The 24797-nt window shown below is 39.7% G+C and carries 22 protein-coding genes and 2 pseudogenes; 8 read left to right on the top strand and 16 right to left on the bottom strand.

Annotated features, from left to right (window positions below):
- The first annotated feature begins 100 nt into the window (after positions 1 to 100).
- The 3 genes from crr (at position 101) to paeA (ending at position 3613) form a co-directional block, all read left to right on the top strand.
- Positions 101 to 604, top strand: coding sequence for a PTS glucose transporter subunit IIA (crr, locus tag EV693_RS00110; protein ID WP_132500375.1), 504 nt, complete (start codon positions 101 to 103; stop codon positions 602 to 604).
- Between the two features lie 212 nt (positions 605 to 816).
- Positions 817 to 2250, top strand: a complete 1434-nt coding sequence (miaB, locus tag EV693_RS00105) for a tRNA (N6-isopentenyl adenosine(37)-C2)-methylthiotransferase MiaB (RefSeq protein WP_132500374.1) — start codon at positions 817 to 819, stop codon at positions 2248 to 2250.
- Positions 2251 to 2326: 76 nt separating this feature from the next.
- Positions 2327 to 3613 carry a polyamine export protein PaeA gene (gene paeA / locus EV693_RS00100; protein WP_132500373.1) on the top strand — a complete coding sequence of 429 codons (1287 nt, stop codon included), beginning with the start codon at positions 2327 to 2329 and terminating at the stop codon, positions 3611 to 3613.
- A gap of 82 nt (positions 3614 to 3695) precedes the next feature.
- Here the strand turns inward: paeA and trhP are convergent, their stop codons facing one another.
- On the bottom strand, positions 3696 to 5096 hold the full coding sequence (trhP, locus tag EV693_RS00095; protein WP_132500372.1) for a prephenate-dependent tRNA uridine(34) hydroxylase TrhP: 1401 nt from the start codon (positions 5094 to 5096) through the stop codon (positions 3696 to 3698).
- Positions 5097 to 5307: 211 nt separating this feature from the next.
- On the opposite strand from trhP, the gene EV693_RS00090 reads away from it, so the two are divergent.
- The gene (locus tag EV693_RS00090) at positions 5308 to 5682 is read left to right on the top strand and encodes a cytochrome b562 (protein ID WP_132500371.1); all 375 of its coding nucleotides are present in this window, start codon (positions 5308 to 5310) and stop codon (positions 5680 to 5682) included.
- 83 nt (positions 5683 to 5765) lie between these two features.
- Here the strand turns inward: EV693_RS00090 and EV693_RS00085 are convergent, their stop codons facing one another.
- From EV693_RS00085 to hflK, 3 genes are all read right to left on the bottom strand, one after another.
- On the bottom strand, positions 5766 to 7064 hold the full coding sequence (locus EV693_RS00085) for an adenylosuccinate synthase (protein ID WP_132500370.1): 1299 nt from the start codon (positions 7062 to 7064) through the stop codon (positions 5766 to 5768).
- 126 nt (positions 7065 to 7190) lie between these two features.
- Complete coding sequence (hflC, locus tag EV693_RS00080) at positions 7191 to 8075, bottom strand: protease modulator HflC (RefSeq protein WP_132500369.1); 885 nt, start codon at positions 8073 to 8075, stop codon at positions 7191 to 7193.
- A 2-nt stretch (positions 8076 to 8077) separates the two neighbouring features.
- Positions 8078 to 9295 (bottom strand): FtsH protease activity modulator HflK, encoded by a 1218-nt coding sequence (gene hflK, locus EV693_RS00075; protein WP_132500368.1) that lies wholly within the window; start codon positions 9293 to 9295, stop codon positions 8078 to 8080.
- 214 nt (positions 9296 to 9509) lie between these two features.
- Here hflK and trxA point away from each other — a divergent pair, with 214 nt between their 5' ends.
- A complete protein-coding gene (trxA, locus tag EV693_RS00070; protein WP_132500367.1) occupies positions 9510 to 9824 on the top strand; it encodes a thioredoxin in 315 nt (104 codons plus the stop codon).
- A gap of 173 nt (positions 9825 to 9997) precedes the next feature.
- Here trxA and rep read toward each other — a convergent pair whose 3' ends face one another.
- On the bottom strand, positions 9998 to 12019 hold the full coding sequence (rep, locus tag EV693_RS00065; RefSeq protein ID WP_132500366.1) for a DNA helicase Rep: 2022 nt from the start codon (positions 12017 to 12019) through the stop codon (positions 9998 to 10000).
- Between the two features lie 139 nt (positions 12020 to 12158).
- Positions 12159 to 12398: pseudogene (locus EV693_RS09575) on the bottom strand (2',3'-cyclic-nucleotide 2'-phosphodiesterase); the annotation flags it as partial.
- A gap of 54 nt (positions 12399 to 12452) precedes the next feature.
- On the opposite strand from EV693_RS09575, the gene EV693_RS09430 reads away from it, so the two are divergent.
- Positions 12453 to 12596, top strand: a complete 144-nt coding sequence (locus tag EV693_RS09430; RefSeq protein ID WP_165904853.1) for a hypothetical protein — start codon at positions 12453 to 12455, stop codon at positions 12594 to 12596.
- Here the strand turns inward: EV693_RS09430 and EV693_RS00060 are convergent.
- The 9 genes and pseudogenes from EV693_RS00060 to EV693_RS00020 form a co-directional block, all read right to left on the bottom strand.
- Positions 12583 to 13092: a peptidylprolyl isomerase gene (locus tag EV693_RS00060; protein WP_132500365.1), complete on the bottom strand. Its 510-nt coding sequence runs from the start codon at positions 13090 to 13092 to the stop codon at positions 12583 to 12585. The two genes, EV693_RS09430 and EV693_RS00060, sit on opposite strands and share 14 nt — an antisense overlap.
- A gap of 86 nt (positions 13093 to 13178) precedes the next feature.
- Positions 13179 to 14633, bottom strand: a complete 1455-nt coding sequence (gene gnd, locus EV693_RS00055; RefSeq protein WP_132500364.1) for a decarboxylating NADP(+)-dependent phosphogluconate dehydrogenase — start codon at positions 14631 to 14633, stop codon at positions 13179 to 13181.
- A 61-nt stretch (positions 14634 to 14694) separates the two neighbouring features.
- Positions 14695 to 15143: pseudogene (locus tag EV693_RS09700) on the bottom strand (virulence factor).
- Between the two features lie 3 nt (positions 15144 to 15146).
- Positions 15147 to 15407, bottom strand: a complete 261-nt coding sequence (locus EV693_RS00045; protein ID WP_132500363.1) for a hypothetical protein — start codon at positions 15405 to 15407, stop codon at positions 15147 to 15149.
- Between the two features lie 79 nt (positions 15408 to 15486).
- A complete protein-coding gene (gene pgl, locus EV693_RS00040) occupies positions 15487 to 16188 on the bottom strand; it encodes a 6-phosphogluconolactonase (RefSeq protein WP_132500362.1) in 702 nt (233 codons plus the stop codon).
- Between the two features lie 66 nt (positions 16189 to 16254).
- Positions 16255 to 17742, bottom strand: coding sequence for a glucose-6-phosphate dehydrogenase (gene zwf, locus EV693_RS00035; RefSeq protein WP_132500361.1), 1488 nt, complete (start codon positions 17740 to 17742; stop codon positions 16255 to 16257).
- Positions 17743 to 17870: 128 nt separating this feature from the next.
- Complete coding sequence (gene cysQ / locus EV693_RS00030; protein WP_132500360.1) at positions 17871 to 18683, bottom strand: 3'(2'),5'-bisphosphate nucleotidase CysQ; 813 nt, start codon at positions 18681 to 18683, stop codon at positions 17871 to 17873.
- A complete protein-coding gene (nudE, locus tag EV693_RS00025; protein WP_132500359.1) occupies positions 18671 to 19315 on the bottom strand; it encodes an ADP compounds hydrolase NudE in 645 nt (214 codons plus the stop codon). The genes cysQ and nudE overlap by 13 nt, the downstream gene beginning before the upstream one ends.
- A 48-nt stretch (positions 19316 to 19363) precedes the next feature.
- A complete protein-coding gene (locus tag EV693_RS00020; RefSeq protein WP_132500358.1) occupies positions 19364 to 19852 on the bottom strand; it encodes a YqaA family protein in 489 nt (162 codons plus the stop codon).
- A 208-nt stretch (positions 19853 to 20060) separates the two neighbouring features.
- Between EV693_RS00020 and focA the strand changes: the two genes are divergently transcribed.
- Together focA and pflB are read left to right on the top strand one after the other, a co-directional pair.
- Positions 20061 to 20885, top strand: coding sequence for a formate transporter FocA (gene focA / locus EV693_RS00015; RefSeq protein WP_132500357.1), 825 nt, complete (start codon positions 20061 to 20063; stop codon positions 20883 to 20885).
- A 166-nt stretch (positions 20886 to 21051) separates the two neighbouring features.
- Entirely contained in the window at positions 21052 to 23376 is a 2325-nt protein-coding gene (pflB, locus tag EV693_RS00010; RefSeq protein WP_132500356.1) for a formate C-acetyltransferase, read from the top strand.
- An 86-nt stretch (positions 23377 to 23462) separates the two neighbouring features.
- Here the strand turns inward: pflB and EV693_RS00005 are convergent.
- A partial coding sequence (locus tag EV693_RS00005) for a YadA family autotransporter adhesin (protein WP_132500355.1) occupies positions 23463 to 24797 on the bottom strand: 1335 nt, incomplete at its 5' end.

Genomic DNA, 24797 nt, shown 5'->3' with positions numbered 1-24797 from the left:
ACAATTAGTTACATACAAAGTAAGAATTCTCGTATAGAATATATACGAGAATTTTGTTTACTTAGTTATGTTAACATAGTTATATTAATGGAGATTAAATATGGGAATTTTTGGTAAACTTTTTGGCGGTAAGAAAGATTCGTCAATTAAAGAAATTAAAATTTATGCACCGCTTTCTGGCGAATTAGTTAATATTGAAGATGTACCAGATGTTGTATTTTCAGAAAAAATTGTTGGTGATGGTATCGCAATTCGTCCAGCAGGTAACACAATTGTTTCACCAGTTGATGGTGTTATTGGTAAAATTTTTGAAACTAACCACGCATTTTCTATTGAATCTGATGAAGGTGTTGAGTTATTCGTCCACTTTGGTATCGATACTGTAGAACTGAAAGGGGAAGGTTTCTCTCGCTTAGCAGAAGAAGGACAGAGCGTCAAAGTGGGTGATCCCATTATTCAATTTGACTTGCCTCTATTAGAAGGCAAAGCAAAATCAGTATTAACACCTGTTGTTATTTCTAATATGGACGAGATTAGCACCCTACAAAAATTAACAGGCGAAGTAATTCAAGGTGAAAGCGTTATTTTAACCGTTACAAAATAATTATTTTTTATCCTATGAATCCGCATTTGATGCTCTCAATGCGGATTTTTGTATTTTATCTTCGTAAGATTTGAGCGGTTTGTCTCGTTCAATATTTTGTCAGAGGGGCTAATTTATCATAGCCAGATTGTCCTCAAACAGGTAAAATATCGCCAATTTTGCGTGAAAACAACACGTTATACCCTTTCTAATTAGCACTGAAAATTATTTTTATGACACAGAAATTACATATTACGACGTGGGGCTGCCAAATGAATGAGTATGACTCATCAAAAATGGCAGATTTGCTCAATGCTACACACGGTTTTGAATTGACAGAAACGCCAGAAGAGGCTGATGTGTTATTGCTTAACACTTGCTCCATTCGTGAGAAGGCACAAGAAAAAGTATTTTCCCAACTTGGGCGTTGGAAAAATTGGAAAAAAGAGAACCCAAATTTAATTATTGGCGTGGGGGGCTGCGTGGCTTCACAAGAAGGTGAGCATATCCGTGATCGTGCACCCTTTGTTGATATTGTATTCGGACCGCAAACTTTACACCGTTTGCCCGAAATGATTAATCGTATTCGAGGCGACCGTAACTCCCCCATTGTAGATATTAGTTTTCCTGAAATTGAGAAGTTTGATCGCCTGCCAGAGCCAAAAGCAGAAGGGCCAACCGCATTCGTATCAATTATGGAAGGGTGTAACAAATATTGTTCATTTTGCGTTGTGCCGTACACTCGAGGTGAAGAAGTTAGCCGTCCAGTTGATGATGTATTGTTTGAAATTGCTCAACTTGCGGCACAAGGTGTGCGTGAAGTTAATTTACTTGGACAAAATGTGAATGCCTACCGTGGTGCAACATTTGATGGTGATATTTGTACTTTTGCAGAATTACTTCGTCTTGTCGCAGCGATTGATGGTATTGACCGTCTACGTTATACCACAAGCCACCCTATCGAATTTACCGATGATATTATTGAGGTTTATCGAGATACGCCTGAGCTGGTTAGTTTTCTGCATTTACCGATTCAAAGCGGTTCAGATAGGGTGCTAACTATGATGAAACGTAGCCATACCGCCTTAGAGTATAAAGCGATTATCCGTAAATTGCGAGCTGTGCGTCCAGATATTCAAATCAGTTCGGACTTTATTGTAGGTTTCCCTGGGGAAACGGCGGCTGATTTTGAACAAACGATGAAAGTTATTGAACAAGTCAATTTTGATATGAGCTTTAGTTTTATTTATTCAGCTCGTCCAGGTACGCCTGCAGCTGATCTGCCTGATGATGTAAGCGAAGACGAGAAAAAAGAGCGTTTATACCGACTACAGCAGCGAATTAACCATCAAGCAATGCAATTCAGTCGAGCAATGTTAGGCACAGAGCAGCGAGTATTAGTGGAAGGTCCTTCTAAACGGGATTTAATGGAGCTAACAGGACGAACGGAAAATAACCGTATCGTTAATTTTAAAGGCTCGCCTGATATGATTGGCAAGTTTGTCGATATAAAAATTACTGATGTCTGGACAAATTCTTTGCGTGGTGAAGTTGTGCGAACTGAAGATGAAATGGGATTGCGTACGATTGAATCTGCACAAAGTGTTATTGAACGCACTCGCAAAGAAGATGAACTTGGCGTCGGAAAATTTGTGGTGAATTTGTAAAAATTCCACCTAATTAGACCGCTTGCTGTTATCTCTCATCACACAAGCGGTTTTTTAATGAAAAAGATTGGATATTATGGGGCTTATTGAATCAATCCTAATTATTATTTTACTGATTATCATCAGTGCTATTATCTCCTCAGGCGAAATTTCCCTTGCTGGAGCTAGAAAGTTAAAATTACAAAGTCTTGCCAGTGAAGGTAATTTAAAAGCGAAAAAAGTGCTTGAATTACAAGAGCAACCAGGGCAATTTATCACTGTCGTACAAATTGGCTTAAATATGGTGGCTATTTTAGGAGGAATGATTGGTGAAGGCTCACTTACCCCCTATGTATTTAATTTTTTAAGTCAATATAGCGAAGCTCAATGGCTTGCTAGCTTATCCTCTTGGCTCTCTTTTGCTTTTGTTACTATATCTTTTATTTTATTTGCCGATTTAATGCCCAAACGTTTAGCAATAGCAAACCCTGAAAAAATTGCAATTAGAATGGTCAATATCATTGTATTCAATATCTTTTTATTTAAACCACTGGTCGTATTATTTGATGTTATTGCCAACTTGCTTTTTCGTTTATTAGGCATTTCTACTGTTCGTCAAGATAATATGACCTCTGAAGATATTATTGCAATGGTAGATGCAGGTGCAGAGGCAGGTGTACTTAAAACCCAAGAACAGTATCTCATTGAGAATATTTTTGATATGCAACAACGCACTGTCACATCAACAATGACTACTCGTGAGAATATTGTCTTTTTAGATAAATCATTTTCCCGACAACAAGTATTAGACACTCTTAGTCAAAACTCGCACTCAAAAGTTGTGATTGCAGATGGCGGAATTGACAAAATTATCGGTTATGTAGAATCACATACTTTACTTACCTTGTATTTGCAAACTCAACAAGTTTCTCTCACTGACAGCCGAGTATTACGCAAAGCATTATATATTCCAGACACTCTCTCACTCTACGAAGTACTCGAATTATTCAAATCATCAGGAGAAGATTTTGCTGTTATTATTAATGAATACGCCTTAGTAGTTGGCATTGTTACCCTCAATGATGTAATGAGTATCGTAATGGGCGAACTTGTTTCTAATGAAGAAGAACAAATCGTACGCAGAGATGAAAACTCTTGGTTAATTGACGGTACAACTCCCCTTGAAGATGTAATGCGAGCATTGGATATTCAAGCATTCCCAAACCAAGAAAATTATGAAACTATCAGCGGGTTTATGATGTATATGTTAAGAAAAATCCCCAAAAAAACGGATTTCGTTCTCTATGACAAGTACAAATTTGAAATCATCGACACCGAAAATTTTAAGATAGATCAGCTAATGGTCTCATTGTACTTGGTTTAGTGCTATGCTATAAATTACAATAAAGCCTTATATTATAAGGCTTTATTGTATGCATATTAAATTTTTCTTTTTTCAATAATTATTAATGCGGATTGCGAGTCGTTGCAGCCGATAGATTACGCATTAATAAGGCATAGTCCAAATTAATATCATTTGGCACATCAAGGAAGACAAAATGTCCATCGCCCAAACCAGCTTCAATCAATTCATTTTTCCGATTTAACATACGTTCAATTTTGAACACAATATTTCCCTTTGGGGTCATCATTTCAACGGAATCTCCCACCAAAAATTTATTTTTTACCGCCACCTCTGCCATTCCTTGTGAATTACGTTTGCCTGTAAATTCACCAACAAACTGTTGGCGCTCGGAGATAGAGTATCCATAATCATAATTTTGGTATTCATCGTGTGTATGACGACGTAAAAATCCTTCCGTATAGCCTCTATGAGCAAGGCTTTCGAGAGTGTCCAGTAGGCTTTCATCAAAAGGTTTACCAGCAGCGGCATCATCTATCGCTTTACGGTAAACTTGAGCGGTTCTTGCACAATAATAGAATGACTTAGTTCGTCCTTCAATTTTCAAAGAATGCACACCAATTTGTGCTAATTTTTCAACGTGCTGAACCGCTCGTAAATCTTTTGAATTCATAAAATAGGTGCCGTGTTCATCTTCAAAAGCACTCATTTGTTCATTTGGACGGTTGGGTTCTGTATAAAGAAAGACTTTATCTGTAGTTTGCCCTTCGCCAAGAGTTGGTTCAACGGTTTTTATATCAATTTCAGGCTGGTATGTTTGCACACCCTCTTTTGAGGCTATATTTCCTACAGGTACAATATTACCCACCTCATCTGTCGTGCCTTCTTCCATTTTATATTCCCAACGACAAGCATTGGTACAAGTGCCTTGATTAGGATCTCGTTTATTAATATAACCAGACAATAAGCAACGCCCAGAATACGCCATACATAACGCACCGTGAACGAAAATCTCCAATTCCATTTCAGGAACTTTTTCACGAATTTCAGCAATTTCATCAATGGATAATTCTCGAGAAAGAATGACTCTTGTTAGCCCCATTTGCTGCCAGAATTTGACGGTAGCCCAGTTGACAGCATTTGCTTGTACTGAAAGATGAATATCCATTTCAGGGAAATGCTCACGCACCAACATAATCAAGCCAGGGTCAGACATAATCAATGCATCAGGCTTCATTTCAACCACAGTCGCCAAATCTTTAATAAAGGTTTTTAATTTAGAATTATGCGGTGCAATATTGACTACGACATAGAATTTTTTACCTTGTGCGTGGGCTTCATCAATACCAATTTTAAGATTGGCGTGATTAAATTCATTATTGCGTACACGCAAGCTATATCGAGGTTGTCCAGCATAAACAGCATCTGCCCCATAAGCAAAGGCATAACGCATATTTTTTAGTGAGCCTGCTGGTGAAAGTAATTCGGGTTTGGTTAATAACATAGAATAATCTCATTCTGATAACAAGTCAGCACCTCCAAGATAGGAGGTATAAAAGGGAGGTATTTTCTAGTAATTATTACTTTCTCGCAAGAGATAGATCACATAGAATACACAACTTATCAATCGTAAGCGGTTTGATTTCTACTATTTTTTGCAAAAGTAATTTAAAACAAACCGCTTACCTATTTTTTCTTTTATGTGGGACGTTTTAATGAACAAATTTAAACTTTTTTTAGTGGCAGCAACATTAGTGTATTCAACACAGACCATAGCAAAAGGCGTTAGAGTCGATATGTATGCTATGCAAAAACAGATGGTGACATTGATTGGAGCAAACGATAGTGAAGAGTTTCAAATTGCTGCTAATAATTTTTTGAAAGCCGCTCAAAATGCAAAAAACACAATGCCAGCAAGTTTAGATAATGAGCAAGATCGTTTTAAAGGTTATCAGGCAGGTATCCAAGAGGTAATTAATACCGTTCAAGAAGCCCAAGAGCTTGCTAGAGAAGGAAAACTTGACGAAGCAAAAACCGTTGTCAGTAAACTTGATGCCTTAAAAAGACAGTACCATAAGCAGTACAAATAGACTATTCTAGCTTGATAAAAAAGCTCGACCTTAAATGAATATTTAATTTAAGGGCGAGCTTTTTGTTTAGAATTATAGCAAAACTATGCCACAAATGGATCTTGCAAAATCATAGTTTCGATGCGGTCTGGACCTGTTGAAAGAATATCAATAGGAACATTGAGCAGCTCTTCTATTTTTTTGATGTAATTGATTGCATTTGTTGGTAAGTCTTCGATTTTTGTTACGCCAAATGTATTTTCACTCCAGCCTGGTAAGGTTTCGTAAATTGGCTCAATGCCTTCCCAATCAGCAGCGGCAAGTGGTGCATATTGTACAATATCGCCATTTGGCATTTTATAAGCTGTACAAATTTTAATTTCTTGGAGACCATCAAGCACGTCAAGTTTTGTCATACAAAAGCCTGAAATTGAGTTAATTTGAATCGCTCGACGTACTGCAACTGCATCAAACCAACCACAGCGGCGAGGACGACCTGTTACTGCACCAAATTCGTTGCCTTTGCGTGCGATTTCCGCTCCAACATCATCAAATAATTCGGTTGTAAATGGACCGCTACCCACACGAGTGCAGTAAGCTTTGATAATGCCAAGTACATAATCTAAATGGCGAGGACCAAAACCTGAACCTGTTGCAATGCCACCTGCGGTAGTATTTGAGCTGGTTACGAAAGGGTAAGTACCGTGATCGATGTCAAGCATTGTACCTTGTGCCCCTTCAAATAGAATGTTGTCACCGTTCTCTCGTGCTGTGTGTAGTAGTGTTGTAATGTCTGCAACCATTCCTGTGATAATGTCTGCTACAGCAAATACATCATCTAAGGTTTTCTGGTAATCAACAGGCTCGGTTTTATAATAGTGAACGAGTTGAAAATTGTAATATTCAAGGATTACTTTGAGTTTTTCTGCAAAAGCTTCTCGGTTGAATAAGTCGCTAATTCTTAATCCACGGCGTGCGACCTTATCTTCATAAGCTGGACCAATACCTCGCCCAGTTGTGCCAATTTTATTTTTGCCTAATGCCGCTTCACGAGCGTGATCCATTGCAACGTGGTAGGGTAAAATAAGCGGGCAGGCCTCAGAAATTTTAAGGCGTTCACGAACATTAATACCACGGGATTCCAACTCACCCATTTCTTGTAATAATGCTGATGGTGAAAGTACGACACCGTTGCCAATAAGGCAGGTTACATTATCACGCAAAATACCTGATGGAATCAGACGCAGGACAGTTTTCTCACCGTTGATAATTAATGTATGTCCTGCATTATGTCCACCCTGATAGCGAACAACATACTTCACTCTATCTGTGAGCAAATCAACGATTTTGCCTTTTCCTTCGTCCCCCCATTGTGCTCCAAGGATAGCAACACTTTTCCCCATAATAAATTCCTCTTAAAGTCAGTGAAATGAATAATATTTCATTGCAAAAATTGGCTATCAATAAACCGCTTGCGAATGATAAAAAACAGAAAAAGACCCGATTTCTCGGGTCCTAGACAGCTATAACTATTTTATTGGTGCTTGCATAAAGCGGAAGAAATCGCTATTTGGTTTGAGTAACATAATGTTATTTTTACCTTGTGCAAAACTTTCCTCATAGGCTTTTAGACTGCGGACAAAACTATAAAATTCAGGGGCTTGATTAAATGCTTGGGCATAAATTTTCGCTGCTTGTGCATCGCCAGTACCTTTAAGTTCTTCAGCAGTTTTGTTCGCATTGGCTAGAATGAGAACAACTTTTTTATCGACTTCTGCTCGAATAAATTCAGCTTTTTCTTCGCCTTGAGAACGGTGTTCTCGAGCAACAGCTGCACGTTCGGCTTGCATTCTTTGATAAATTGATGATGAAACTTCATTCGGTAAATTTATTTGCTTAACACGAACGTCAACCACTTCAATACCTAACTTTTCTGCTCCATCATCGCCTGTATTCAACGCCTTTTGAGCCCCAGCCATTAGCTCTCCTCGTGAACCAGATACAATATCTTTTATGGTTCGAGAACCAATTTCAGAACGTAAGCGGTCATTGACTTTGCGGCGTAGGAGATCTGCTGCTTTTTGGTAATCTCCACCTGTTGCGGTGTAAAATTGCCCAAAATCGCTGATACGCCATTTCACATAAGAATCGACTAATAAATCTTTTTTCTCAACGGTAACAAAGCGATCTTCTTGTCCATCAAGTGTCTGAATTCTTGCATCTAATGTTTTGAGTTGATCAAGGAACGGCAGCTTGAAATGCAGCCCTGGGTTATAAATAACGACTTTATTGTTGTCATCACGTTGCACCTTGTTAAAACGCAACATAATGCCACGTTGCCCCTCTTTTACTACAATAATTGATTGTAATAATATAAAAACAACGACTGCTAGCACAGGTAATAATTTACGCATTATTAAAATCTCCCTCTACGCACAGGCTCTACTTTCTCTGATTGCCCTATTTCCGCTTGAACTGGGAACGATGGCGATGGGTATGCAGGTACCACGGTTGTTTGTGTTGGAGAAGCAGGTTGTGCCACTGCCTCTGAAGCGGTCGGTTTTGTGATTAATTTTTCAATTGGTAATACAGTAAGATTATTTCCTTGAGCATTATCCATCATCACTTTCGGCGTATTTCTCATGACTTTTTCCATTGTCTGAATATAAAGACGTTCACGAGTAATTTCTGGTGCAAGTTTATATTCTTGTAATAGCTGAACAAAACGTTGCACCTCACCTTGTGCATTCAACACAACCTGTTCCTTATACGCATTGGCTTGCTCTAAAATACGTTGTGCTTGACCTCGAGCAATCGGCTCTTGACCTCGAGCATAAGCTTCTGCTTCACGGATTAGACGCTGTTCATCTTCCTGTGCTTTAATCGCATCATCAAATGCGGCCTTTACTTCTTCAGGTGGACGAGCATATTGGAAATTCACGTCTGTGATCAACAGCCCCATATCGTAAGTTTTAATAATATCACGCAAAGCGTTCCAAGTATTTTCACGCACAACGGCACGACCTGTTGTAAGAATATCGTCCATCGTCATATGCCCAACGACATAACGCAAAGCACTATCAGTGGCTTGCTTTAAACTATCGTCAGGATTGCTTACACTGAATAAATATTTAGCGGGATCCTCAATACGGTATTGGACAGTCATTTCAACTAAGACCATATTTTCATCTTGAGTGAGCATTGAACCATTAGTTTTCAGCTCCATTACTCGCTCAATATTGACAGGCGTTACATTATCAATCAGGCTTGGTTTCCAGTTTAGCCCTGGAAGCTCAATATTATGTAATTTACCAAAACGAGTTACAACGCCTCGCTCTGCCTCTTTTACCGTATAAAAACCCGATAATCCCCACACAATCACACCAATAACCAATGCAAATGGCCATAATTTTCCTAAAGCAGGCAACTGTGATGGAGATGGGGATTGACCCGAACCATTTCTCTTATTACCACCTACTTTTTTCAATAAATTATTAAACATTTCTTCCAAATCAGGTGGTTGCTGTTCCGAACGTTTCGATTCTTGCTCTCCCCCCTGTGGTTTAGGCTGTTCAGGCTTTTTCTGTCCTGGCTTACCCCAAGGATCTTGATTGCCAGATTCGTTCCACGACATAACATTCTCCGAATAAATAAATTCAAGCTACGAATTCTACCTATTTGAACGCTTTTTGGCTAGGTTGAAAGCTTAATTATTTACGAGAAAATTTTAACAATTAAATAAATTGGTAAATGAGACTTGAAATTTTTGTAATTTATCCCTATCTTGCCCCAGTCGCAACGCCCAATATTTTTGTGCGTTATTCATCAAAAATAAATAAGGAAATCTTATGAGTAGAGTTATTCACACAACAGACGCAACTTTTGAACAAGACGTTTTAAAATCAGATGTCCCAGTATTACTTGATTTTTGGGCACCTTGGTGCGGTCCTTGTCGTGCAATTGGACCAGTGTTAGACGACTTGGCTGTAGAAGTCGGCGATAAAGCTCGCATCGTTAAAATGAATGTTGATGAAAACCAACAGGTGCCTGCTCAATTTGGTGTACGCAGCATTCCATTTTTAGCGATTATTAAAAATGGCGAAGTTGTTGCTCAACAAGTTGGTGCTCAAAACCTCCCTGAATTTCTAGCAAAATTGGTTTAAGTTATTTAAGTTTTAATAGTGATAAAGAAAAAATCAATTCCAGTAGTTATTGGATACGTTATCAAATAAAAATAGAGACTAATTGTTTAAACAATTAGTCTCTATTTTTTTATGACGCTATCCCCCCCAAATTATAAACCAAGCAAAACTTAATTAGAAAATAATAATATCAACTACTTTTTATTTGCTGCTAACATTGCTTTCAAGCTAGCAATATTGTTACTTACTTTTTCTTGTTTCTGTTCGACTGTCAGTGCAGGTTTGTCTTTTTCCCATAATAGATCATCTTGAGGAAGTTCAAGTAGAAAACGGCTGACTTCGGGCTTGATGGTTTCACCATATTGTCTACGTTCTTTACATAGCGAAAAGGTGAGCGTTTTCTGTGCTCGTGTAATCCCAACATAAGCAAGACGGCGTTCTTCTTCAATATTATCTTCATCCATGCTGGTTTGATGAGGCAAAATGCCTTCCTCCATACCAATCAGGAAAACGTGCGGAAATTCTAATCCTTTTGAAACGTGTAATGTCATCAATTGTACTTGATCGCTGCTGTCGTCATCTTCGCTGCGTTCTAGCATATCTCGAAGCGTGAGATTGGTAACAACTTGATTCAAATTCATTGCAGGATTGAGTGCATCGCCCTCTAGCATTTTTTCTACCCAACCAAATAATGTTTGCACATTACGACTTTGCATTTCCGCCACTTTAGGCGAGTTGGCAGCTTCATAGAGGTAAGCTTCATATTGAATATGAGCAAGCATTGCTTTGATTGCATTTTTTGGCTCAGAACGCACCGCTTGATCTGACAGTTCAACTACCCAGCGAGCAAAATTTTGCAAGGCTTGATAAGGTTTAGGCGTAATCCGTTGAATAAGCTCAAAATCAAAAATGGCTTCAAATAAGCTGCACTGTTTTTGATTAGCGAGTTCGCCTAATTTTTCTAATGTGGCTGCACCAATTTCACGTTTAGGCGTATTGACGATGCGTAAAAAAGCGGCATCGTCATCTTGGTTTACAAGTAAACGAAGGTAAGCCAGCATATCTTTAATTTCTGCTTTGGCAAAAAAAGACGTACCGCCCGAAATTTTGTAAGGAATGCGGTTTTGAATCAGCAACTTCTCCAGCAAACGAGACTGATGATTACTTCGATAGAGGATAGCATAGTCCTTATATTTTGTTTTGTGAGAGTAGCGATGCACAATGATTTCACCCACAATTCGTTCAGCCTCGTGTTCCTCGTTTTTAGCTTCAATCACATTGAGTTTTTCCCCTTCTCCAAGCTGAGAAAATAACCGTTTACTAAATAAGTGATCGTTGTTATCAATAAGAATGTTGGCACAATGTAGAATTCGCTGGCTAGAGCGGTAATTTTGTTCTAGTTTTAGCACCTTTAGATCAGGAAAATCCTGTTGCAGGCGTGCCATATTTTCAGGTCTTGCTCCTCGCCACGAATAGATAGACTGATCATCATCGCCCACGACGGTGAAATGCCCTTGTTGCCCCATCAATAATTTAATTAATTCATACTGGCTGGTATTGGTATCTTGATACTCATCGACTAATAGGTAGCGGATTTTTTGCTGCCAGCGTTCTCTTGCTTCAGGAAAATTTTTGAAAAGTAGAGTAGGCTGCATAATGAGATCATCAAAATCTAATGCATTATAGGCTGTAAGTTGCGTTTGGTATTGCTGATAAAAATGAGAAAAAATGCGTTCTCTGTCAGTTTTTGTTTGGCTAATGACTTGTTCAGGCAACAGCAGGTCATTTTTCCAGTTAGATATGGTAGCAATAAGCTGTTTAACTAACTCTTTATCTTCAGTAACCTGATCAGGCAGCAAATGTTTTAATAGGGCTAGCTGATCGTGTTCGTCAAACAGTGTCATATTCGATTTATAACCAAGCAATTTATGCTCACGTTTGAGAATATCAAAGCCGAGAGTATGAAAAGTGGAAATAGTCAGTCCTTTGGTTTTTTCTCGACCAATCGAATGCGCCACCCTTTCTCGCATTTCTCGTGCCGCTTTATTGGTAAAAGTTACCGCAGTAATTTGTCTTGGTAAATAGCCACAATCTCCGATCAAATGTGCAATTTTATTGATAATCACACGAGTTTTCCCAGAACCCGCCCCTGCTAATACAAGACATGCCCCCTGTACATACTCCACAGCTTGTTGTTGTTGTGTATTGAGCTTCATTCTATGATTTATCTCTTTTCCAAATGAAATAAGCGGTCAGATTGTAAGGATTTTTTGCGAATTAGCAATCAAGGGCAGTATTCACTATGGCGAACTGCCCTTGATATATTTATTCAATCAACTGAAATCGCAGCTAGATTTATTTACTCAAATCAATCTGATAAACAGCAAACCCTGCAGAATCTAATTCAAGGAATTTTGTTGCATAACGTGATTTTTCTTGAATAAATTGTTTGGCTTTTTCGCTTGGTGAGGTTTCAAAACGAATATCTAACTGATGTTTTGATTGAATTGGGGCAAAACGCCAGTTCTGATCAGCATTTGGATTGACCGCACCGTTTGCTTCACTCTCTGCTTTGATGTAATTGGCTAAAATTTGAGTGTCGGCTCATCTTTGTAGTAGTCAAAATCAGTTAAAAAACCGTGGACATCAGTGGTTGCCACGATTCGTAATGCAGCAGAATTTTTGATTGCAGCCAAAGAGAATGGCGAAGCACTTAATGCGATTAATGTGCCAGCTCCAAGTTGGATAAAACGGCGTCTATTTAACGTTTTCTTGCTCCTTATTCAACGCTAACGGATTCAATAATCACTGCGTCTTTTGGTACATCTTGGTGAAAACTATGATTGCCAGTTTTGACAGACTGAATGCGATCAACCACGTCCATGCCTTCCACGACTTCACCAAATACAGTATAGCCCCATTCTTGCACAACTTCACGCCCGTGCATCTCTTTTGAACGGTAATCTAAAAAAGTGTTATCTACGGTGTTGATAAAAAATTGTGAACTAGCAGAATGAGGATCAGACGTGCGTGCCATCGCAATCGTACCTCGTTTATTGCTTAAACGATTATTCGCTTCATTTTGAATTGGGGCATTTGTTGGCTTTTCAGAAAAATCTACATTCATTCCGCCACCTTGAATCATAAAGCCATCAATAACACGGTGAAATAGAGTTTGATTATAGAACCCTGATTTTGCATAGTCTTCAAAGTTTTTGGCTGTGATTGGTGCCTTATCAAAATCGAGTTTTAGTTTAATATCGCCTAAGTTAGTATGTAGAGTGATCATAAAGATTCCTTATCAATAATAAGAATATAAATTTCTCAAAATTTATGTGAGATTGCAAAAAACGGGCAAATTTGCCCGCTTGTGAATTAGACATCGTAAGTTGTTGATGCGGTATTTCCGCCGCGTCCTGTCCAGTTGGTGTGGAAGAATTCGCCACGAGGTTTATCAGTGCGTTCATAGGTGTGAGCACCGAAATAATCACGTTGTGCTTGTAAAAGATTTGCTGGTAAACGTGCTGATGTGTAACCATCTAAGAATGTAATTGCAGATGCCATACACGGCATTGGAATACCCACTTCGATAGATTTTGCCACCACTTTACGCCAGTCAGCCATTGCATTTTCTAAAATGTTTTTGAAGTAGTCATCTGAACCTAAGAAAATCAGATCAGGATTTGCTTCATAAGCATCACGGATATTACCTAAGAAACGACTACGGATAATACAGCCTTCACGCCATAGTAGTGCAGTGCCGCCGTAATTGATGTCCCAACCAAAGTTTTCAGAGGCTTCACGAATCAACATAAAACCTTGAGCGTATGAAATGATTTTTGATGCTAATAATGCTTTACGAACCGCTTCAATCCAAACTTTTTTATCGCCTTCTACTGGGCTGATAGTTTTGTTGAACAGTTTTGATGCTGCTACACGTTGCTCTTTAAATGCAGATACGCAACGAGCGAATACGGATTCGGTGATTAGCGTTAATGGAATACCGAAATCTAAGGCATTGATACCTGTCCATTTACCTGTTCCCTTTTGCCCTGCGGTATCTAAGATTTTCTCAACTAATGGCGTGCCATCTTCATCGTTATATCCCAAAATATCGGTGGTGATGTCGATGAGATAGCTATCTAATTCGGTTTTTTGCCACTCTTTAAAGATGGCTTGCATTTCATCGTAATTTAAGCCTAAGCCGTCTTTTAAGAATTGATAGGCTTCACAAATTAATTGCATATCACCATACTCGATACCATTGTGAACCATTTTTACGAAATGACCAGAACCTTCTTTACCCACCCAGTCGCAGCAAGGTTCGCCTTCATCAGTTTTTGCTGCAATTGCTTGTAAAATCGGTTTAACGTGTTCCCAAGCTTCAACGTTACCACCAGGCATAATGGACGGTCCGTGGCGAGCACCTTCTTCACCACCCGACACACCCGTGCCGATAAAACGAATACCTTTCGCTGCTAAATCTTTCACACGGCGGTTGGAATCTGGATAGTTTGAGTTACCGCCATCAATGATAATGTCGCCTTCTTCTAAGTGTGGAAGAAGGGCATCAATAAATTGATCTACCACTTCGCCTGCACGCACCATTAGCATCACCTTACGAGGTTTTTCTAACTTCGACGCAAGATCCTCTAATGAATAGGCACCGATGATATTTGTTCCCTTTGCAGCACCTTCCAAGAACTCATCGACTTTTGATGTAGTGCGGTTATACGCCACCACTTTAAAGCCATTGTCGTTCATATTTAAAATCAAGTTTTGACCCATTACGGCGAGTCCAATCACGCCGATGTCGCCTTTTACTGACATTGTATTCTCCTGTTTTAGTTAATCTATTTGCGGAAAATCCGTGGAATTTTGCCCGCACTTTTTAATTTTTAATCTCTAACAAATTTTCCTGCAAAAATTGCAAAGAAAATTCACATTTATGCACGATTTCATCAACTTTACTGTCTGGTAAACCAGCGTCTTAATTCCTTGCGTAAATTTTCTAAGGAACGATTAAACGCCATTCAAGCATTTTGTACACCATCGACAATAAATTGAGCATTAAAATCATCTTTTAATTCATAAAACTGAATATTTGATGCACAACTAGCAAACCATTCAAAACGAGCTGCAATCTCTTGTAATGCAAACGTTCCATGTGCTTGTTTTATTCCTACATCGCTTAAATACACCGTACCTTGAATATTAGTAAAACCGTGTTTTTTTAAGGATAGGCTCTACATCAGAATATGCATTACGCCAACTTGGATTATGATAATTTCTTTCCAAGCAATGAGTATCCAGATCAAAAACAATCAATGTACGACCCATAATTTAACCTAAAATACTTACTAATTGATCTTTATCCAACACCACATTCCCATTCTCCAACACTAACGCTGGAATGCCGATATAGCCATTTTTCTTCACATTATCAAAGGCTGGGTGGTTGTCCCGTAGTTTTAAGAATGCTTTTAAGCCTGCTGGATTGCCAACCATATCCACTTTTTCCACATCAATATTTAAACGTTCTAATTCTACAAAAAATGGGGTAGTGTCGGGACACCATGGTGCGAAGTAAACGATGGGTTTCATTGAATTCTCCTATTTCTCTAAAATAAAGCTACGGTCATTTTGCTATACAATGTAACTGTGTTAAAAGCACTTGACCAAATTATCTCAACAACGCCCCAGCCTCTTTATCTAAATACCATTCCGTTACGCCCTGTTTAGCTTTAATACGAGCGGCTGGATAGGGTAACTCACTCGCTGGCACAGTCTGAATTTCTTGCAGAATTTCCGCTTTTGCCGCACCTGTTACTAAATAAGTAATGCGTTTTGCTCGCTCAATTAATGAGGCTGTTTTAGAAATGCGAGTTTGTCCTGTTTCGGGGTGCTTTGCAATGGTCGCAACATTTTCATCTGTAAAATCTGTTTGGTGTGGAAAGAGTGAAGCAGTATGCCCATCTGTTCCCATTCCTAGAATGATCCAATCAAAAGATAACGCTGGCACACAAGCGGTCAATTCTTGTGAAAATCTTGCAAGTTCTTGTTTAATATCGGCTTCACCACGAATTCGGTGAATATTTTTTGCTGGAATGACAATGTGATCAAACAATAGCTTTTGAACTTCACCAAAATTACTTTCAGGATCTTGCGGTTCCACCATACGATCATCGCCCCACCAAAAATGCAAATTTTCCCACTTAATTGATGTATTAAAGGGTGCTTGAGCAAGCGTTTTAAACAGTAATTTTGGCGTTGAACCACCTGAAAGTGAAATATGCACTGGGCGATTTAATTGGCTGTATAGTTCAAATTCTTGAGCAATTTTTTCCACCGCAGATTGAGCCGTTGGGAAGGTAATGTAATTCATTAATATTTCCTTTTATTGATACTCAAACTCCCCCTTGAATAGAGAGGAGGAGATTGGTTTGCTAATTTACACTTTTTTCTTCATTAAACCGCTGGGTTTACGCCATACCTTTCCGTGTTTAGCGATAAGTTTGTCCGCTTCCTTTGGTCCCCAAGTGCCTGACTCATATTCATAGACTCTGCCTCGTTGTGCTTTATAATCAAGTATTGGTTGAACAAATTGCCAGCAGGCATGAACCGCATCGGTGCGAGCGAACAGTGTGGCATCGCCTTTTAAAGCATCTAACAATAAACGCTCGTAGGCGGTGAGCAAGCTCGAATTAGAGCTTAAATCAGAGTAGCGGAAATCCATTGACACTTCTTTAGCCTCAAAACCTGCCCCTGGTTTTTTCAAACCAAATCGCATCGAAATACCCTCATCAGGCTGAATACGAATAATTAATTTGTTATCTGGTGCATTTTGGCTAAAGACAGGGTGTGGTGTGGTTTTAAAATGAATTACAACTTCCGTAACTCTCACAGGTAAACGTTTACCTGTGCGAACATAAAATGGCACGCCAGCCCAACGCCAGTTGTCAATTTCACAACGCAATGCTATAAAGGTTTCAGTATTTGAATCGGCAGGCACACCTTTTTCTTCCAAATAGCCATTGACTGTTTCACCATTAACATTGCCTTTAGTGTATTGTCCTAACACAAGATTATTTTTCACATCTTCACTCGTGAGTGGGTGTAAACAATGGAGTACTTTTGCAACTTCATCACGCATTGAATTTGCATTTATAATCGCAGGTGGTTCCATTGCCACCATTGCTAGCACTTGCAATAAATGATTCTGGAACATATCACGCATTGCACCAGAACCATCATAATAACCACCACGGTCTTCAACACCAATGGATTCTGCACCAGTAATCTCAACGTAATCAATAAAATTACGATTCCAAAGCGGTTCAAATAAACCATTGGAAAAACGTAATACGAGCAAGTTTTGTACAGTTTCTTTACCTAGATAGTGATCGATACGATAAATTTGATGCTCTTCAAAATAGTTGTGAATTTGAATGTCTAATTCTTTAGCCGTTTTCATATCATAGCCGAACGGCTTTTCAACAATGATACGTTTCCAGCCAAATTCTTCGGTGGTTAAACCATTAGCTGCAAGGCATTCTGGAATGACGCCGTAAAGGCTAGGTGGCGTAGAAAGGTAGTAAAGTGTATTGCCCGCTGAATTGTATTTATCGTGTAATTCATCAAGGCGAGGAACGAGTTTGCTATAATCAACAGCATCAGAGGTATTAACAGCTTGGTAGTAAAGGTGAGTGCAAAATTTATCCAAAATCTCACCGCTTGCTTTTTCGTGTTTCACTAATGCTTTACGCATTTTTTCTTGAAATTCCTCATCGCTGAGTTCCGTACGGGAGACGCCAAGTACCGAGAAATTCTCCGAAAGTTTACCGATTTTATAAAGATTATACAGTGCTGGAATTAATTTTCGGTGGGTTAAATCGCCTGACGCACCGAATATTACAATACAAGTGTTATCTGCATTCATAATGATTTTCCTACAATTTGGGGCCATGTTAAATGGTATGTTAAAAATTTGTGTACTATGCAATATTTTTATCAAAAATGCTATTCGTTAAATAAAAAAATAGATAAAAAGAAAAAATCAAGATTGAATTAATTAAATTGCAAAATAGTTTTCCAAGCTAACCGCTTATTTGCCACCATCACAAAATGCGGATTGATAAAGGTTTCACGTTGATTATATACCAAGGGTTGAAATTGCAGATCAAAAATGGCACCGCCTATTTCTGATAATAAAATCTCAGCTGCTGCAGTATCCCACTCTCCCGTATCGCCCAAGCGTAAATAACAATCTGCTTTACCTTCTGCAACCAAGCCTGCTTTAAGGCTACTTGAGCCGTACTGGAAAAGTTCAGCTTCATAGGGAGGTCGAACACAAGACAGTACTTTGGGGTTGATACTCCCCATTGTTATTCGAAGACGAGCCATTTTATTATCCATAGATAAACGAGAGTTAGTTAGCAAATGATATTTTTCTTTTTCTCGTAAATATGCCCCACCATTTTGGAAGGCAAAATAGGTTTTATCTAGAATGGGAGCGTGGATAACGCCAAGGACAGGGCAATTTTGTTGTACTAGCCCAATGACAATCGAAAATTGATCGGTACGATCAATGAATTGTTGCGTGCCATCAAGCGGATCGATTATCCAATATTCTTGCCAATGTTGCCGTTTTAATAGCGGAATATTACATTTTTCTTCTGATAGCACAGGAATAGAGGGGGTTAATTGTTGTAGCTTTTCAGTTAAAAATTGACTAATAAACAGATCAGCTTCGGTAACAGGCGTATTATCTGCTTTCATGCTTATCTTGACTGATTTGGCATAAAAATCAGCGAGGTGTTTTCCCGCTTCATCTGCAATATGAAGAATGCTTGTCAGCAGAGCAGAATTTAGCGACTGCATAGATCTGCCTCAACGCTGTGTTTTAAGCCGCTGGCATTTAATCCATTTGCATTTAGGTAATCTCGCAATAAAAATAGGGCAGAAAGATTGCGAGCTTCTGAGAATGTAGGATCCGATAGTAATTTATCTATCTTTCTTAATGGAAAATACACGATTTCAAGCGGCTCAGGTTCATCGCCTGTGAGTTGTGAGGGATAAAGATCTTGTGCGATAAAAACGTGCATTAAACCATACATATGGCTCGGTGAGTGATATAACGAACGAATGAATTCAAGTTTTTTTGCCGCAAAGCCAATTTCTTCTTGTAACTCACGGTTGGCACTGACAACAGGTTCTTCGCACAAGTCAATCATTCCTTTTGGAAAGCCCAATTCATAACGCTCTGGACCGACAGCATACTCTTTAACCAAAATCATATTTTCACCTTGTATTGGGATCACCATCACAGAAGACTTCCGTGCTGGTGTTAGGCGTTCATAGGTACGTTTTTCGCCATTGGAAAAACGTAAATCCACAGATTGCACTTCAAAAATATGCGTTTTAGCAATAGTACTCACCGATAAAATTTCAGGGCGTGTTTTTTGAGAATATGGTTTTTCAGGGAATGGTTTTTCTGTGCATTGTTGAGTCATAGAAGATATCCTTATTCTAACGGTACTACCATACCATTTTTGTACGAATTAGCCAACCACGGCGTAAATTCCCCAAAGCAAAAGGCTATATCGAGCGGCTTTACCCATTGCGATAAATAATGCACTTTTCCAAAAATGAAAACCCAGCCAGCCTGCAATCCCACAAAATAAATCACCAATAATTGGCAGCCAACTGAACAATAAACACCATATCCCATATTTTTGGCTATAACCTAATGCGAGGTGTATTGGATAAGAGGAATTTTGTTTAAATTTAACCGAAGGAATAAATTTTCCAAGCCAATAAACGGTTAAGCTACCGAGAGTATTACCTAATGTGGCGATGATAACTAGGAAGAACAGATCAGAAAAATGGGATAATGGGTTTAATAAATTCGCTGAGGCGAATGAAGTAAAGATAATTTCAGAATTTGCAGGGAAAATTGTGGCACTGATAAAAGCACTCAAGAACATAAAAAGTAGTTGTTGCTCTATTGTAAAAAACAAATTAATCGTGGAACTCAGGCAATCAAGCATAAAAATTGTAACGGTTGTAATCGTAATGTGAACAAAGTGTTTTATTTTGTCGTGTATTCATTTAACGTTTTTATTAAATATTGATATAAGTCAAAAAACAAGTTCCATTTGTCTATTTTATCGCTAAAAATGATTGATGAATAGCACAAGCGGTCTATAATCTTCAAAAAATTTCATAAAGATTCAAATTTTAATTTAAGGATCGTTGATGTTTTCTCCTGCTGAAATGGCAAAAATTGCCGAAGATAGTGCAGTCTATAAAGCCACTAAAAATCAATTTTACTCCTTCCTTTCTGCGATTACCGCAGGAGCGTATATTTCCATTGCTTTTGTTTTTTATGCAACCTCGCAGGTTGGGGCATCTGAACTCCCTTGGGGAGTGGCAAAATTAATTGGCGGTATTGTTTTTTCGTTGGGCATTACGATGTGCGTTATTTTTGGGGCGGAACTATTTACTTCCTCAACGCTGACGGTGATTGCTAAAGCTAGCAAGCGGATTAGCTGGACACAATTAGCTAAGAATTGGCTTGTCGTGTATGGTGGTAATTTTATTGGTGCATTTGTTATCGTAGGATTAGTTTGGTTTAGCGGCGAGATAATGGCAGCAAATGGGCAGTGGGGATTGACGATTTTAAAAACAGCACAACATAAAATCCATCACACTTGGATAGAAACTTTCACCTTGGGGATTTTTTGCAACATAATGGTTTGTATTGCAGTTTGGCTAACATACGCAGGAAAAAGTTTAACTGACAAGGCATTTGTAACGGTATTACCAATTGCAATGTTTGTTGCCTCAGGTTTTGAACATTGCGTGGCAAATATGTTTATGATCCCGATGGGGGTATTAATCCACTCTTTTGCTAGTCCAGAATTTTGGGTAGCCATTGGCATTGATGCTTCTCAATTTGCAGATTTAACGATGGCAAATTTTTTGAGTAAAAATCTACTCCCTGCGACCTTAGGCAATATTGTAGGCGGAGCATTATTTATCGGAATGATGCAGTGGGTATTGCATTTAAGAAAACATTAATAATTTAAAGGTTATGGTAGACACGCTGAACCTGTCCGCCTATGGACGCAGGTGCTGTGTCCCTACAGGAGTATAATCGAAATATGTTTTTGTGAGGACCTTGCAGATTTTTGCGAAAATCTCACCGCTGTTACTGAATTTATCAACTTCAAGAGGATATAAAAAAATGACTCAATTAACACCAGCACAACAAAAAGCGTGGGAAGGATTTGCCGCAGGTGAATGGCAGACCGACGTAAACGTGCGTGATTTTATCCAAAAGAACTACACGCCGTATGAGGGCGATGAGTCTTTCTTAGCAGACGCTACACCAGCAACCACAAAGCTGTGGGCAGAGGTGATGGAAAAAATTAAAGTGGAAAATAAAACCCACGAACCTTATGACATTGATTGTGATACACCGTCTACCATCACCTCTCACGCACCAGGGTATATTGATAAATCACTTGAGAAAATCGTTGGGCTTCAAACTGATGCACCACTTAAGCGTGCGATTATGCCATTTGGTGGCATCAATATGGTGAAAGGTTCGTGCAAAGTATATGGGCGAGAATTAAAACCCGAAGTGGAGCATATTTTTACCGAATACCGTAAAACGCACAACCAAGGTGTGTTTGATGTGTATACCCCTGATATTTTACGTTGTCGTAAATCAGGTGTGATTACGGGGTTGCCTGATGCTTATGGTCGTGGTCGTATTATTGGCGATTATCGCCGTATGGCACTTTACGGTGCAGATTTCTTGATGAAGGATAAAATTAAACAATTTACTTCATTACAAGAAAAACTAGAGCGTGGCGAAGATATTCAAGCGACTATTCAATTGCGTGAAGAAATTGCAGAGCAACACCGTGCCTTAGGCAAAATGAAAGAGATGGCAGCAAGTTATGGTTATGATATTTCTCACCCTGCAACCAATGCTCAAGAAGCGGTACAATGGACCTATTTTGCTTATTTAGCCGCCGTGAAATCACAAAATGGGGCAGCGATGTCGTTTGGTCGTGTCTCTACTTTCCTTGATGTGTATATTGAACGTGATTTAAAAAAAGGATTGATTACCGAAACGCAAGCCCAAGAATTGATGGATCATTTGGTAATGAAATTGCGTATGGTACGTTTCTTGCGTACACCTGAATATGATCAACTATTCTCAGGCGACCCAATGTGGGCAACGGAAACTTTTGCAGGTATGGGGTTAGACGGACGCACTTTAGTGACCAAAAACAGTTTCCGCTTATTACATACGCTTTACACAATGGGACCTTCACCAGAGCCAAACTTGACGATTCTTTGGTCTGAACAACTGCCTGATGGTTTTAAACGCTATGCGGCAAAAGTCTCCATTGAAACCTCGTCTGTACAATATGAAAATGACGACCTAATGCGTCCAGATTTCCAAAGTGATGACTATGCGATTGCCTGTTGCGTAAGTCCGATGATTGTTGGCAAAATGATGCAATTCTTTGGGGCAAGAGCAAACTTGGCGAAAACCTTATTATATGCAATCAATGGTGGCATAGATGAGAAATCAGGCGACCAAGTTGGACCAAAATCTGAACCGATTACTGACGAATATCTAAATTACGATGATGTAATGGCTCGACTTGATAGCTTTATGGATTGGTTAGCCAAACAATATGTTACCGCATTAAATATCATTCATTTTATGCATGACAAGTATGCTTATGAATCTGCATTAATGGCATTGCACGATCGTGATGTCTTCCGTACGATGGCGTGTGGTATTGCAGGGCTTTCAGTGGCGGCGGACTCACTGTCTGCAATCAAATATGCCAAAGTTAAACCTATTCGTGGCGATATTGAAATCAAAAATAAAGCAGGCGAAGTTGTTGGGGTTGCGAAAAATGTGGCATTGGATTTTGAAATTGAAGGTGAATACCCACAATTTGGTAACAACGATAATCGTGTTGATGATATTGCGTGTGATTTAGTTGAACGCTTTATGAAGAAAATCCAAAAATTGGGAACATACCGCAATGCGGTTCCTACTCAATCCGTACTGACTATCACTTCAAACGTCGTGTATGGTAAGAAAACAGGGAACACTCCAGATGGTCGTCGCAGTGGTGCACCATTTGGCCCTGGGGCAAACCCAATGCACGGTCGTGATCAAAAAGGTGCGGTAGCTTCTCTTACTTCCGTAGCGAAATTACCATTTGCCTATGCAAAAGATGGGATTTCTTACACATTCTCAATTGTACCGAACGCTTTAGGTAAAGATCTTGATACACAAAAACGTAACTTAGCAGGCTTAATGGACGGTTATTTTCATCACGAATCCAGCGTCGAAGGCGGACAACATCTTAACGTAAATGTACTAAATCGTGAAATGTTGCTTGATGCGATGGAAAATCCAGAGAAATACCCACAGCTTACCATTCGTGTTTCAGGCTATGCCGTGCGTTTTAACTCACTAACCAAAGAACAGCAACAAGATGTGATCACTCGTACCTTTACTGAAAGTATGTAGCTAGAGATAAAAAACGATCACAGACAAGACACCAAATAAAAACCACCCCTTAGGGTGGTTTTATTGTTATTGACGAATAGCCTAAATTACCATTGGTAGCCTAAACCGACTGAACCTGAAAGATCTTTCTGAGTGTTAGCATTACCTTGCAATTTAAACACAAGCTTACCATTGTCGCTACTCGCAGAATAACCCACAGCGATAGCATTTTGTCCTTTATGAGTACCAAATGCAACCGCCATCATTGACTTACCAGGCAGATAAACCTGTGGCAAGCCAATAGCAGCATTTGCCCCTGCAATCGCAGCACGATGCTCAAGGCTATTACGCTCCATTATTTGAGTGAGTGCGTTTATACGCTGACCTAGCTGTCCACTGACTTTGTTGAGCTGACGCACATTGACTGCATCTGTGTCTAATACACCGTCTTTGACATTAGCAAGCAGACGTGGAGCATTGAGTGAACCGATGGAGACTTCGTTATCACGTGTTGTAATAGAACGACTACCTAATGCCACTGAGCTGTTGTGAGTGACTTCGGTGTTTGCACCAAGAGCAGTACTGTCTTTACCAGCAACATATGCTCGATACCCCATTGTAGTAGCGTTGTCACCAACTGCTCTTGTGCTTTGACCAAATGCTGAAGCATTTTGAGCGGTGGCTTGAGAATCAGCACCACTTGCCGTTGCTCCGTCAGCTGTTGCTTGAGCATTTTGTCCTGTGGCAGTACTGTCATTGCCTGAAGCAACTGCACCTTGACCACTAGCGGTAGATTGTGTACCTGTCGCTTGGGCATTGGTTCCTGTCGCTGTGCTGTCTTTGCCTGTCGCTTTAGCACCAGCACCGCTTGCCGTGGCATTATTGCCTGTGGCTTGGGCATTTTGTCCTGTGGCGGTGGTGTTGGCATTATTAGCAACTGCACCTTGACCACTGGCGGTAGATTGTGTACCTGTCGCTTGGGCATTGGTCCCTGTCGCTGTGCTGTCTTTGCCTGTCGCTTTAGCACCAGCACCGCTTGCCGTGGCATTATTGCCTGTGGCTTGGGCATTTTGTCCTGTGGCGGTGGTATTAGCATTATTAGCAACTGCACCTTGACCACTGGCGGTAGATTGTGTGCCTGTTGCTTGAGCATTGGTCCCTGTCGCTGTGCTGTCTTTGCCTGTCGCTTTAGCACCAGCACCGCTTGCCGTGGCATTATTGCCTGTGGCTTGGGCATTTTGTCCTGTGGCGGTGGTGTTGGCATTATTAGCAACTGCACCTTGACCACTGGCGGTAGATTGTGTGCCTGTCGCTTGAGCATTGGTCCCTGTCGCTGTGCTGTCTTTGCCTGTCGCTTTAGCACCAGCACCGCTTGCCGTGGCATTATTGCCTGTGGCTTGGGCATTTTGTCCTGTGGCGGTGGTGTTGGCATTATTAGCAAC

Origin of the sequence: Nicoletella semolina, from assembly GCF_004345745.1 — a bacterium.
Taxonomy (GTDB): Bacteria; Pseudomonadota; Gammaproteobacteria; order Enterobacterales; family Pasteurellaceae; genus Nicoletella; species Nicoletella semolina.
The sequence above is the reverse complement of the archived record's forward strand: the minus strand, read 5'-3'. Positions and strand labels throughout refer to the sequence as shown.